This window comes from Streptomyces caeni (assembly GCF_042678285.1).
GTDB classification, from domain to species: Bacteria; Actinomycetota; Actinomycetes; order Streptomycetales; family Streptomycetaceae; genus Streptomyces; species Streptomyces caeni.
Window position 1 is genome coordinate 86,207 of the sequence record NZ_JBHUDX010000026.1, and the last position, 12,382, is coordinate 98,588.

Genomic DNA, 12,382 nt, shown 5'->3' on the forward strand with positions numbered 1-12,382 from the left:
GGGTCGGCGCGCCGCCCAACTTCTGGCAAGGGGGGCGAGTTGACCGTCCGATGCGCCTCTTTCGTGCCCCTCAAACGTGGCGTTCCTCACCCGACCACCAGAAACGGAACCAATCGCTTCGCTCGGGTCCCCCTCTTCTTCTCGTGCGGTCCGGCGCCGGGCGCGCGGGCTACGAACCCAGCACCCGGCGCAGGTAGGCGTTGCCGAAGCGGCGATCCGGGTCGAGGCGGTCCCGCAGGGCGGCGAACTCCCCGAAGCGCGGGTACACCTCGGCGAAGTACTCCGCGTCGCGCGTGTGCACCTTGCCCCAGTGGGGGCGCCCCGCGTGCGCTGTGAAGATCCGCTCGGCCGCCGTGAAGTACGCCTGATAGGGCGTACCGCGGAACATGTGCACGGCGACGTAGGCGCTGTCCCGGCCGGACGCGGTGGAGAGCGTGATGTCGTCGGCGGGCGCGGTGCGTACCTCGACGGGGAAGCTGACCCGCAGGCCCGACCGGTCGACCATGGCCTTGAGTTCGCGCAGGGTGTCCACCAGGGCCTCGCGCGGGACGGCGTACTCCATTTCCACGAAGCGCACCCGGCGCGGAGAAGTGAAGACCTTGTAGGGGATGTCGGTGTAGGTGCGTGCCGACAGGGCGCGGCTGGAGATCTGGGCGATCGCCGGGATCGTGGCGGGCACGGCGCGGCCGACCCAGTTGGCCACCTGGAAGACGCCGTTGGAGAGGAACTCGTCCTCGAACCAGCTGCTCAGCTGTCCGACCGGACGCTCGGGCCCGGCGCTGCGGTTGTTGCGCTTGGTGTTCGTGTTGCCGGTGTGCGGGAACCAGTAGAACTCGAAGTGCTCGTTCTCGGACCAGAGTTCGTCGAACTCGGCCAGCACCTTCTCGAAGGGCATCGGCTCCTCGCGGGCCGTGAGCAGGAAGATCGGCTCCACCGCGAAGGTGATGGCGGTGATGATGCCCAGGGCGCCTATGCCGATACGGGCGGACGCGAAGACGTCCGGGTTCTCCTGCTCGGAGCAGGTGAGCACCGAGCCGTCCGCCGTCACCAGCTCAAGCCCCTTGATCTGGGCGGCGATCGAGCCCGAGTCGCGGCCGGTGCCGTGCGTGCCGGTGCTGGTGGCGCCGGAGACGGTCTGCTCCATGATGTCGCCCATGTTCGTGAGCGACAGGCCCTCGCGCGCGAGGGCGGCGTTGAGCCTCTTGAGCGGCGTGCCCGCCTCGACGGTGACGGTGCCCGCCTCCCGGTCGATCCGCCGGATGCCGGCGAGCAGCTGAGGGCGTATCGACACCCCGTCGGTCGCGGCGGCGGCCGTGAAGGAGTGACCCGTGCCGACGGCCTTCACGGTGAGGCCGTCCTCGGCCGCCTTCCGCACGGCCGCGGCGAGTTCGTCGACCGAAGCGGGGGTGACCTCCCGTGCGGGCCGGGCGGTGACGTTCCCCGCCCAGTTACGCCACGTGCCGCTCTTCTCGCTCACTGTGGTGCTCATGGGATCCTCCCCGCTGCGGAGCCGGCCTGCTCAGCCGGCGATACCCGAGAAAACCGACCGTGACCGCGACGCCCCCGGCCGCCGCCGGAACCCCGTACCCGGCCCCCGGTCCGACCGCGTCGATCACCCGGCCGGCCACGGAGGAGCCGATCGCGATCCCGACCGCGAGCCCGGTGGACACCCAGGTCATCCCCTCGGTCAGGTGCGCGCGTGGTACGTGCCGTTCGACGAGGGCCATCGTCGTGATCATCGTGGGTGCGATGGACAGGCCCGCAACGAACAGCGCCACGGCCAGAGACAGCAGGTTTCCGACCAGTAGGAGGGGGATCATACTCACGGCCATGGCACATACGCCCAGTAGCCACCTGCGGTGCGGTTCCCCGGCGAAGCGCAGCAGCCCGAAGACGACGCCTGCGACGCAGGAACCCGCCGCGTACAGCGCCAGAACGACGCTGGCTGCCGCCTTGTGGCCCTGCCCGTCGGCGAAGGCGACGGTCACCACGTCGACCGCGCCGAAGACGGTTCCGGTCGCCGTGAACGTGGCCACCAGGACCCGGAGCCCGGGGGAGCGCAGCGCGCTGCCGCGGGTGTGCCGCTCGCGCGGATGCGGCTCGGGCTCGGTGGCGCGCTGGGCGGTCAGCCACAGGACGCCGGCCGCGAGGAATCCCGCGGCGAGGAGGGGGCCGGCCTCCGGGAACCAGCTCGTGGACAGCCCGATGGAGATGATGGGTCCGAGGATGAAGCAGACCTCGTCCACCACCGACTCCAGGGAGTAGGCGGCGTGCAGGTGAGGGGTGCCCCGGTACAGCGCGGCCCAGCGGGCCCTGACCATGGCGCCGAGGCTGGGCACCGTGCCCATGCCCGCGGCGCAGACGAACAGCAGCCAGTCCGGCCCGGCGAGGTGCGAGGCCAGCAGCAGCCCCGCGGCCGCGGTCAGCGTGCAGAGCGCCGCCGGGCGCAGCACCCGCCGCTGCCCGTAGCGGTCCACCAGACGTGAGGCCTGCGGGCCGGCCACGGCGGCGGAGAGGGCGAGGGTGGCCGAGAGGGCCCCGGCGAGCCCATAGCGCCCGGTGCGCTGGGAGATCATCGTGACCACGCCTATGCCCATCATCGACAGCGGCATCCGGCCGAGGAGACCGGCGGCGGAGAAGCCCTTGGAGCCGGGGGCGGCGAACAGGGCACGGTAGGGGCTGGGCACGGGGTCTCCGGGAGATGCGGTAAGGCGCGAAGCATGGCATGCGCCTTACGGGCGGGGCGAGCCCAAAGTATGCCGGGCATCGGGTTCGCGCCAGCGTTCGAACAGGCCGGGGCCCGTTGGTTCCTCCCTCCGCTCCCGCCGGCCGCTCCCCGAACCCGCGACGGCACGGGCGGGCGGCGGGGGTGTCGTCGGCGGCGGGTGGCAGGATCGGAGACATGCCCGACGCACTCGACGCCAGCCCGTACGACGCCCTGCTGCTCCTCTCGTTCGGAGGCCCGGAGGGCCCGGACGACGTGGTCCCGTTCCTGGAGAACGTGACGCGGGGCCGGGGCATCCCCAAGGAGCGCCTGAAGGAGGTGGGGCGGCACTACTTCCTCTTCGGTGGGGTCAGCCCCATCAACGGCCTGAACCGCGCCCTCCTCGACGCCCTCCGCAAGGACTTCGCCGATCACGGCCTCGACCTGCCGGTCTACTGGGGCAACCGCAACTGGGCGCCCTATGTGACCGACACCCTGCGCGAGATCGTTGCCGACGGCCACCGCCGCGTCCTGGTCCTCGCCACCAGCGCGTACGCCTCGTACTCCGGCTGCCGCCAGTACCGCGAGGACCTCGCGGCCGCCCTGGCCGCCCTGGCGGACGAGGGCCGCCCGCTGCCGCGTATCGACAAGCTGCGGCACTACTTCAACCATCCCGGCTTCGTGGAGCCCATGATCGAGGGCGTCCTGAACTCCCTCGCCGACCTGCCCGAGGACGTCCGGGCCGGCGCGCACATCGCCTTCACCACCCACTCCATCCCGCACTCCGCGGCGGACACCTCCGGCCCGGCCGAGGGGCACGGGGGCGGCGGGGCGTACCTGCGGCAGCACCTGGACGTGGCGCGGCTGATCGCCGACGCCGTGCGCGAGCGGACGGGAGCCGACCACCCCTGGCGGCTCGTGTACCAGTCGCGCTCGGGCGCACCGCACATCCCATGGCTGGAACCGGACATCTGCGACCACCTGGAAGAGCTGCACGCCGCCGGGGTCCCGGCGGTGGTGATGGCACCCATCGGGTTCGTCTCGGACCACATGGAGGTGCTGTACGACCTCGACACGGAGGCGACGGCGAAGGCCGAGGAGCTGGGGCTGCCGGTGCGCCGCTCCGCCACCGTGGGCGCCGACCCCCGGTTTGCCGCCGCGATCCGCGACCTGATCGTGGAGCGCGCCGCGATCGAGCGCGGGCAGCGGGTGACCCCGTGTGCCCTGGGCGCGCTGGGTCCGAGCCACCACGTCTGCCCGGTGGGCTGCTGTCCCGCCCGCGCCGCCAAGCCCGCCGCCGCGGGCGCCGACAGCCCGTACGCGTGAGGAGCACCGTGACCGAGCAGCCCGAGCAGCCCGAGCCGACCGACCCGCTGGAGGCCGAACTCCTGGAGATCGCGCTGGACGCCGCCACCCGCGCGGGCGCCTTCCTGCGCGACGGGCGCCCCGAGGACCTCGGGGTGGCCGCCACGAAGTCCAGCGCCATCGACGTCGTCACCGAGATGGACATCGCCGCCGAGAAGCTGATCACCGGACTGCTCGCAGACCGCAGGCCCCAGGACAGCCTGCTCGGCGAGGAAGGCGCCAGCGTCGAGGGCAGCAGCGGAGTGCAGTGGGTGATCGACCCGATCGACGGCACCGTGAACTACCTGTACGGCCTGCCCAGCTGGGCGATCTCCATCGCGGCCCGCAAGGAGGGGGAGACGCTCGTCGGAGTGGTCCATGCGCCCGTGCGCGGGGAGATCTTCCGGGCCGTCCGCGGGCAGGGCGCGTTCCTGAACGACCGCCCGGTGCGCGTGCGCCCGGCGCCCGAGCTGGGCCTCGCCCTGGTGAGCACCGGCTTCGGCTACCTCGCCGAGCGCAAGGCCCACCAGGCCGAGGTGGTCCGGTGGCTGATCCCCGAGGTGCGGGACATCCGCCGGGGCGGCTCCGCCGCGATCGACCTGTGCGATGTGGCGGCGGGCCGTCTGGACGGGTACTACGAGCGGGGACTGAACCCCTGGGACTACGCGGCCGGCGACCTCATCGCCCGCGAGGCGGGCGCCCTGACCGGCGGCCGCCCCGGAGAGCCCCTCTCGCCGGCCTTGACGGTCGCGGCCGCGCCGGGCCTCTTCGAACAGCTCCAGCGCCGGCTGGACGAACTGGGGGCATGGCACGACTGAGCCGAGCGGGCCGGCGCTGTACCGGCCCGCGCGTTTGGCGACCCCATCGCCCGTGCGTGCGGGCGGCCGCCGCCCGCACGCCCGGCTGCCAACCGGCACGCCCGGCCGCCGCCCGCGCGCCCGACGCCGGCGCCGGCCGTATGGCCGGGCCGATCCGGACCGGACCCTCCGGACGGACATGAAGCGGGGCCCCGGCCTGGATCTGCCGGGGCCCCGCTCCGAGCGAGCCGATCAGACGCGGATCGCGCCGACCTCCACACCGTGCTCGGCGGCGAGACGGTGCAGGTCGTCGAGTTCCGACTGCTCGACATCCGCGAGGAAGTCGTCGCCTGTCTCGCGAGCCCGCGTCAGGTCGGACTCGGTCGCCCTTATGCGCTGCAGAAGTCCTGTGGTGAATGCGTCCATGCTGCGCCCCCTCGTCCTGGGTCGTGGGTCGATGGCACGGGGGTGTGCCCTGGGAAGGGGCGATCACGTCTCCACTGGGTGCCCAGCGCTGCCCCGGCCGGGCGGCGACGGTGCCGGACACCCACGCCCGCCCGTGGTGGAAGCGATGGACGGCCGACCACATGGTGGTGTGCCGGATGCAGAGTGTGATCGCGGGGTGTAAAGCCGTCCTCCCCCCGCTTCCTTCCGCGGAAACCTCAACCGCGCGAGAAAATTTCGCATTCCCGGGTCCCCGGCCCGCGGGCCCCGGTCCGCTGACCTGTCTTACAGCCGGTTTATGGCCGAAAAGGGCAGGATGGAGGTCTCATCCACGACAGACCTGCCCGCGGGCTGCCCGTATCGGGCGCGCGGGTGGACACAGGAAGGACAGCGACGTGCGCGTACTCGTCGTCGAGGACGAGCAACTGCTCGCCGATGCGGTGGCCACCGGACTGCGCCGGGAGGCCATGGCCGTCGACGTCGTGTACGACGGTGCGGCCGCCCTGGAGCGCATCGGCGTCAACGACTACGACGTGGTCGTCCTCGACCGCGACCTCCCGCTCGTACACGGCGACGACGTGTGCCGCAAGATCGTCGAGCTGGGCCTGCCCACCCGCGTGCTGATGCTCACCGCGTCCGGCGACGTCAGCGACCGTGTGGAGGGCCTGGAGATCGGCGCCGACGACTACCTCCCCAAGCCTTTCGCGTTCAGCGAGCTCATCGCGCGCGTGCGAGCCCTCGGCCGGCGCACCAGTGTGCCGCTGCCGCCCGTCCTGGAGCGTGCCGGGATCAAGCTCGACCCCAACCGCCGCGAGGTCTTCCGCGACGGCAGGGAGATCCAGCTTGCCCCCAAGGAGTTCGCGGTCCTGGAGGTCCTCATGCGCAGCGAGGGCGCAGTGGTCTCCGCCGAGCAGCTCCTGGAGAAGGCATGGGACGAGAACACGGACCCGTTCACCAACGTCGTACGCGTGACCGTCATGACCCTGCGCCGCAAGCTCGGCGAGCCCCCGGTCATCGTCACCGTGCCCGGCTCCGGATACCGGATCTGATACCTGTGGCCACGACCCCCGCACCGCCCACGGCGCCGCCCAAGCCCACCTGGGACCCCAGGAGGCCGGAGCCGCCGTTCCCCTGGCTGCGCCCGACCATCCGGATAAGGCTCACGCTGCTGTACGGCGGCATGTTCCTGATCGCCGGCATCCTGCTGCTGTCGATCATCTACCTCTTCGCGGCGCACGCGCTCAACGTGGGCAGCGACCTGCCGTTCAAGATCGTCTCGGGCCAGGTCGCCAGCAACAGCTGCAACCTCCCGTCCCAGCCGACGCCCGACGAGCTCAACAACGCCCTGAACGCCTGCGTGAACGAGCAACGTCAGCACGCCCTGGACAACCTGCTCAGCCGTTCGCTGCTGGCCCTGCTCGGCCTCGCCGTGATCGCCTTCGCGTTCGGGTACGCGATGGCGGGCCGCGTGCTGTCGCCGCTGGGCCGGATCACCCGCACCGCGCGCGCGGTGGCCGGCTCGGACCTCTCCCGCCGCATCGAGCTGGACGGCCCGGATGACGAGCTGAAGGAGCTGGCCGACACCTTCGACGACATGCTGGAGCGGCTGCAGCGGGCCTTCACGGCCCAGCAACGGTTCGTCGGCAACGCCTCGCACGAGCTGCGCACGCCACTCGCGATCAACCGCACGCTCCTTGAGGTGCACCTGTCCGACCCCTCGGCATCCCCCGAGCTCCAGCAGCTCGGCAAGACGCTGCTGGCCACCAACGAGCGCAGCGAACAGCTGGTGGAGGGGCTGCTGCTGCTCGCCCGCAGCGACAACCAGATCGTCGAGCGGGGGCCCGTCGACCTGGCGGAGGTCGCCACCCAGGCCATCGACCAGGTGCACGCAGAGGCGCAGGCCAAGGGCATCGAGATCCGTGGTGAGCGAGCCCCGGCGGTAGTCCAGGGCAACGGTGTGCTGCTGGAGCGGATCGCCCTGAACCTCGTCCAGAACGCGGTGCGCTACAACATCCCCGAGGGCGGCTGGGTCGAGGTGACCACCGAGGTCCAGCACGGCCAGGCGGTCCTGGTGGTCTCCAACACCGGTCCGGTGGTCCCCGCGTACGAGATCGACAACCTCTTCGAGCCCTTCACGCGGCTGCGTACCGAGCGCACGGGCAGCGACAAGGGGGTGGGCCTCGGCCTGTCCATCGCGAGGTCCGTGGCGCGCGCCCACGGCGGTCACATCACCGCGCAGCCCCGAGAAGGAGGCGGGCTGATCATGCGGGTCACCCTCCCCGACTGAGATCCCGCCGCCGAACCGGGCTGGTGTTCGCTTTGCGCGGAATGTCCGGGCCGCTCTCCCGGCGTGGTCCTGTGTGATCGATCACACGCATGTCATTCCGGCCATCTACTCTCCGTGACGCTTTCTGCCCCCGTAAGACCGTAAAAATCCAGGTTTTCCAGGGGCTTGATCACGGGAAGTACACGGTGAGATGCCTTTGAAGTGCGGCAGGGAGACCGTGTACGGTCCGGTTCGCCATCCAACCCGATCACTCTTGAGGAGTCCGGTTGGGTGTCGATTGAGTAACAGACCTTGATGTGAGGCAAAATCTCCGCCTCGAGGCGGGCACAAGTCCGGCCTCTCACGCGTTACGTGCGCTGGAGACACCCGCAGACACCCAGAGGGGGAGAGCGAAATGGCAACGGATTACGACACCCCACGCAAGACCGACGACGACGTCGACTCCGACAGCCTTGAAGAGCTGAAGGCCAGGCGGAACGACAAGTCCGCCTCCGCCGTGGACGTCGACGAGTTCGAGGCCGCGGAGGGCCTTGAGCTCCCGGGCGCCGACCTCTCGAACGAGGAGCTGGCCGTCCGGGTGCTGCCGAAGCAGCAGGACGAGTTCACCTGCATGAGCTGCTTCCTGGTGCACCACCGCAGTCAGCTGGCCCGCGAGAAGAACGGTCAGCCGATCTGCCGCGACTGCGACTGAGGCGGGGTCGGCCGTGACCGGCTCGACCCCTCCTCGGAAGCGCCGCTTCCCGCGCTGGGGAGCGGACTCGGAGCCGGATTCCGGCTCCCACGGCGTGCGTGACGACGAGCGAGGCTCTTCCGGTAGGGGAACAGCCTCGCTCGAACCGGTAGACGCCCCCGCGGCACCGGTGGGGCCTGTGGTGCCGGCCGATCCCCCGGCACCCCTGGCACGACGCCGTGCTGCCGCCGTCCGGGACGGAATCCGGAAGGGCGTCCGCAAGGGCGGCAGCCGGGCCAGGGAGGGCCTGGCGTACGTCACCGACCGGATCATCGAGACGGCTCCCCGGATACCCGTACGGGACCTCAGGACGCTCCGTGGGCAGTTCCCCGGCCTGGGGCCCGAGGAGCTCGCGGACAAGCTCGTCGCCGGCGCTGCGGGGGCGACCGCAGTGGTCGGGGCCGGGATCGGGGCGGCGGCGATGCTGCCCGTGCCGCCGGCCATGCCGACCGAACTGGCCGCGGAGATCACCGGCGTCGCGTCGATCGAACTGAAGCTGATAGCCGAACTGCACGAGGTGTACGGGCTGCGGCCGCCCGGTGGCCTGGCCCAGCGCAGTGTGGCGTATCTGAGGTCCTGGTCCGGGGAGCGCGGGATCGACGTGACCAAGCCGTCGACGATCGACGCGGCCCTGGGCGGGCAGATGCGGCGCGAGCTGCGGCAGCAGATCACCAGGCGCATGGTGCGGGACCTGCCGAGTCTGACGCCGTTCATGGTGGGGGCCGCCGTCGGGGCGGTCATGAACCGGCGGGACACCAGACGGGTTGCCGAGCGGATCCGCAGGGATCTGCGCAGGATGCAGGTCCCGTGGGAGGCGTTGCCCGAGCTGCCGCCGCTGGAGCAGCCGGCCCGCTCCCCGGAACTCGAGAGACTCCAGGCACGCGAAGACTTCGAGGCACGCGAAGACCTCTGAGAACCCCACGACCGGGCCGCTCTTCCGGCCGCTCTTCCGGCCGCTCTTCGCGGCCGTCTTCTCGCGGGCCGTCAGCGACGCCGCCCGCGCCGCAGAGAAAGGGCCGGGGAGAAAACGCCGCAGAGGAGGCGCCGCAGAGGAGGCGCCGCAGAGTAAAGAGAAAGCGCCGAACAGAAGGAGCCGCGGGCAAGCCGGTCGCTACACCGCCGCCCGCGCGGACTCGATCGCCGCCGCCAGCCGCTCGGGCTCCCTGGTCGACAGGTACAGGTACGGCGTCGGGTCGGCCGGGTCCGTGACCTCGACCTTCAGGGCTTTCGGGATGTACGCGCGCAGCAGCATGAAGGCGCGCGTGTCCGCCTTGTGCGTGCGCCAGGCGCGGGCCTCCTCCGGGTCCAGGACCTCCGCGTCACCGAGCGCCGACACCGGGATTTTCGCCTCACCCGCGATCAGTGAGCCGCCGACCACGCGGATGCGGACCGACCCGTACGAGCTGGCCACGACCGCCGACACCGCCGTGCCGCCGACCAGGCCGCCGAGCATCGGCAGCGTGCCGAAGGGCAGCAGGATCAAGGCGATGGCGACACCGACCAGGAGGCACATCAGCCACCAGGAGCGGGGCGCGGTGAGGCGTTCTTCGTACGGTGTCGCGGAAAGCTGCATGGAGCCAAGCTTGGCACGGTGTCGGCGACCCGTTCACGCGCGGGTAAGGTCTGCGGCTGTGAGTGGTACTTCCGCAGCCCTGATGCCCCCCGCCGATGCCGTGGCGCCGATACGGCACCCTGACGCTCCCGCCCCGGGCGAACTGCTCGGCGAACACTACGGGCAGTGTTTCGGCTGCGGGGGAGAGCAGCCCCATGGGCTGCACCTGGCGGCGCGCGCCGGTGAGGGTGTGTCCCTCACCGCCGAGTTCACCGTCCAGTCCGCCCACCAGGGCGCGCCCGGCCTCGCCCACGGCGGGGTCCTCGCGACCGCCCTGGACGAGACCCTCGGCTCGCTGAACTGGCTGCTGCGCACCATCGCGGTGACCGGACGGCTGGAGACCGACTTCGTGCGGCCCGTCCCCGTCGGTACCGTGCTGCACCTGGAGGCCGAGGTGACGGCGGTGGCCGGACGGAAGATCTATTCGAGGGCGACCGGGCGTATAGGCGGCCCCGACGGGCCCGTCGCAGTGCGGGCTAAGGCGCTCTTCATCGAGGTGAAGGTCGACCACTTCATCGACCATGGCCGCCCTCAGGAGATCAAGGCGGCCATGGACGACCCGGACCAGGTGCGGCGTGCTCGCGCCTTCGAGGTGAACCCGTGAGCCGTGAGGCCGTGCAGGTGCTGATCCGGCGCGTCGACCCCGATGTACCGCTTCCGGCGTACGCGCACCCCGGCGACGCGGGGGCCGATCTGCGCACCACCGAGAGCCGCGAGTTGCGGCCGGGGGAGCGGGCCGTGCTGTCCACGGGCGTGTCCGTCGCGCTGCCCGAGGGATACGCGGCCTTCGTGCACCCGCGGTCGGGCCTCGCCGCCCGCTGCGGTGTCGGCCTCGTGAATGCCCCGGGGACGGTTGATGCCGGGTACCGTGGGGAGATCAAGGTGATCGTGGTGAATCTCGACCCGCGCGAGTCCGTGCGGTTCGAGCGCTTCGACCGGATTGCCCAACTGGTCGTCCAGCAGGTCGAGAGGGTCCGCTTCCAGGAGGTCGCGGAGCTTCCCGATTCGGCGCGGGCCGAGGGGGGCTTCGGGTCCACCGGCGGTCATGCCGCTGTGGGCGGCGCAACGGGCGGGAATCGATACGCTTCGGTCGTATCCGACCGGGAAGGACAGTGACGTGTTCGGACGTCGCAAGAAGAAGGGTGCCGCCGAGGACGCGGCCGGCGAGGCCGAGCAGGTCGTCGACGGTGTCGACACTGAGGCGGAGGAAGAGGCCGAGCGCGAGCGCGAGCGCGTGAGGCTCGAACCGGAACCCAGGCCCGACGGACCCTGGGACAGCTCCGAGATCCGTGAGCCGGGTGAGGGCCGCGTGGACCTCGGCGGGCTGTTCGTGCCCGGGGTGGACGGCATGGAGCTGCGGGTCGAGGTCGCGGGTGACGCGATCGTGGCGGCGACCGTCGTCCTGCGTGACAGCGCCGTTCAGCTGCAGGCCTTCGCCGCGCCCAAGCGTGAGGGCATCTGGGCCGAGGTGCGCGAGGAGATCGCCTCCGGCATCACCCAGCAGGGCGGCATCGTCGACGAGGTCGAGGGCCCGCTGGGCTGGGAGCTGCGGGCACAGGTGCCGGTGCAACTGCCGGACGGCACGGGTGGTTTCCAGGTCGTGCGGTTCGTCGGTGTGGACGGTCCCCGCTGGTTCCTGCGGGGTGTGATCTCCGGCCAGGGCGCCGTGCAGCCGCAGGCCGCCGGCCTGCTGGAGCAGATCTTCCGGGACACGGTCGTGGTGCGCGGCGAGGGCCCGATGGCGCCGCGCGACCCGATCGTCCTGAAGCTGCCGAACGACGCCCAGATGGTGCCCGAGGGCATGCAGCAGGACGAGGGAGCCTCCTCCCGTTTCTCCGGCGGCATGGGCCAGTTGCAGCGCGGCCCCGAGATCACCGAGGTCCGCTGACCCCGTCGCGGGACAGAACGATCAGGCAGGCCGTGCCCCTGGTTCAGGGGTGCGGCCTTTTCGTGTGCGTACCCTTGACCTGCGGCTGGTCTGTACCTATCTTCTCGGGTCGTCGATCGTTCAAGAGGATGCTCATCGTTCACATGCGAGAGCAAACGCGGTCGTATGCCTGCCGCTCCCTCACGTCGTCGCCGCGCATCGCACGCCTTACCGTTCCTGACGCTGGTCATCGCGCTGACCGGCGGCCTCCTGATCCAGCCGGCGGCCCGTCGCGCCGAGGCGGCCCCGCCCGTCTTCGTTCACCCCGGAGTCACCGTTTCCAGGGCTCAGCTCGACTTCGCGCGCGACGGGGTCGAGCCGGCGCCCGGCCCTGGAAGGGCGCCTTCGTCGCCTGGGAGACCCTCACCCACGGCGACAACCCCGGCTGACCGCTGTGCGGCGCCGTCGCGCCCTCGCCGCCGCCGTGCCCGCTCGGGGCGCGGCGGCCCCCGCCCCACATCAGGGTGTCGTCGGGGACGCCCCTCCTCACGCACCACACCCGGCTGCCGTGATGATGGACCTAGGGTCGAGACGGCG

At 71.4% G+C, this 12,382-nt stretch carries 13 protein-coding genes and 1 pseudogene; 10 read left to right on the top strand and 4 right to left on the bottom strand.

Annotated elements, in window-relative coordinates:
* Nucleotides 1-169: 169 nt before the first annotated feature.
* Both ACFSL4_RS10685 and ACFSL4_RS10690 read right to left on the bottom strand, forming a co-directional pair.
* Nucleotides 170-1,489: a D-arabinono-1,4-lactone oxidase gene (locus tag ACFSL4_RS10685; RefSeq protein ID WP_381081004.1), complete on the bottom strand. Its 1,320-nt coding sequence runs from the start codon at nt 1,487-1,489 to the stop codon at nt 170-172.
* Nucleotides 1,449-2,687: an MFS transporter gene (locus tag ACFSL4_RS10690; RefSeq protein ID WP_381081006.1), complete on the bottom strand. Its 1,239-nt coding sequence runs from the start codon at nt 2,685-2,687 to the stop codon at nt 1,449-1,451. Before ACFSL4_RS10690 ends, ACFSL4_RS10685 begins: the two co-directional genes overlap by 41 nt.
* Nucleotides 2,688-2,902: 215 nt before the next feature.
* Between ACFSL4_RS10690 and ACFSL4_RS10695 the strand changes: the two genes are divergently transcribed.
* The gene (locus ACFSL4_RS10695) at nt 2,903-4,030 is read left to right on the top strand and encodes a ferrochelatase (RefSeq protein ID WP_381081008.1); all 1,128 of its coding nucleotides are present in this window, start codon (nt 2,903-2,905) and stop codon (nt 4,028-4,030) included.
* 8 nt (nt 4,031-4,038) lie between these two features.
* Entirely contained in the window at nt 4,039-4,866 is an 828-nt protein-coding gene (locus tag ACFSL4_RS10700; protein ID WP_381081010.1) for an inositol monophosphatase family protein, read from the top strand.
* A gap of 231 nt (nt 4,867-5,097) precedes the next feature.
* Here the strand turns inward: ACFSL4_RS10700 and ACFSL4_RS10705 are convergent, their stop codons facing one another.
* Complete coding sequence (locus tag ACFSL4_RS10705) at nt 5,098-5,271, bottom strand: hypothetical protein (RefSeq protein WP_381081012.1); 174 nt, start codon at nt 5,269-5,271, stop codon at nt 5,098-5,100.
* Nucleotides 5,272-5,684: 413 nt separating this feature from the next.
* Between ACFSL4_RS10705 and ACFSL4_RS10710 the strand changes: the two genes are divergently transcribed.
* The 4 genes from ACFSL4_RS10710 (at nt 5,685) to ACFSL4_RS10725 (ending at nt 9,219) form a co-directional block, all read left to right on the top strand.
* Nucleotides 5,685-6,338 carry a response regulator transcription factor gene (locus ACFSL4_RS10710; protein WP_381081014.1) on the top strand — a complete coding sequence of 218 codons (654 nt, stop codon included), beginning with the start codon at nt 5,685-5,687 and terminating at the stop codon, nt 6,336-6,338.
* A 5-nt stretch (nt 6,339-6,343) separates the two neighbouring features.
* A complete protein-coding gene (locus tag ACFSL4_RS10715; RefSeq protein WP_381081016.1) occupies nt 6,344-7,576 on the top strand; it encodes a sensor histidine kinase in 1,233 nt (410 codons plus the stop codon).
* A gap of 394 nt (nt 7,577-7,970) precedes the next feature.
* Nucleotides 7,971-8,267, top strand: coding sequence for a DUF4193 domain-containing protein (locus ACFSL4_RS10720; protein ID WP_003993510.1), 297 nt, complete (start codon nt 7,971-7,973; stop codon nt 8,265-8,267).
* A gap of 13 nt (nt 8,268-8,280) precedes the next feature.
* Nucleotides 8,281-9,219, top strand: coding sequence for a hypothetical protein (locus ACFSL4_RS10725; RefSeq protein WP_381081018.1), 939 nt, complete (start codon nt 8,281-8,283; stop codon nt 9,217-9,219).
* A 198-nt stretch (nt 9,220-9,417) separates the two neighbouring features.
* Here the strand turns inward: ACFSL4_RS10725 and ACFSL4_RS10730 are convergent, their stop codons facing one another.
* A complete protein-coding gene (locus ACFSL4_RS10730) occupies nt 9,418-9,879 on the bottom strand; it encodes a DUF3093 domain-containing protein (protein WP_381081020.1) in 462 nt (153 codons plus the stop codon).
* 58 nt (nt 9,880-9,937) lie between these two features.
* On the opposite strand from ACFSL4_RS10730, the gene ACFSL4_RS10735 reads away from it, so the two are divergent.
* The 4 genes and pseudogenes from ACFSL4_RS10735 to ACFSL4_RS10750 form a co-directional block, all read left to right on the top strand.
* On the top strand, nt 9,938-10,522 hold the full coding sequence (locus ACFSL4_RS10735) for a PaaI family thioesterase (RefSeq protein WP_381081022.1): 585 nt from the start codon (nt 9,938-9,940) through the stop codon (nt 10,520-10,522).
* A complete protein-coding gene (gene dut, locus ACFSL4_RS10740; RefSeq protein ID WP_381081024.1) occupies nt 10,519-11,034 on the top strand; it encodes a dUTP diphosphatase in 516 nt (171 codons plus the stop codon). Before ACFSL4_RS10735 ends, dut begins: the two co-directional genes overlap by 4 nt.
* 1 nt (nt 11,035) lies before the next feature.
* Nucleotides 11,036-11,806: a DUF3710 domain-containing protein gene (locus ACFSL4_RS10745; RefSeq protein ID WP_381081026.1), complete on the top strand. Its 771-nt coding sequence runs from the start codon at nt 11,036-11,038 to the stop codon at nt 11,804-11,806.
* 165 nt (nt 11,807-11,971) lie between these two features.
* Nucleotides 11,972-12,192, top strand: a pseudogene (locus ACFSL4_RS10750) (alginate lyase family protein); the annotation flags it as partial.
* Nucleotides 12,193-12,382: the final 190 nt, after the last annotated feature.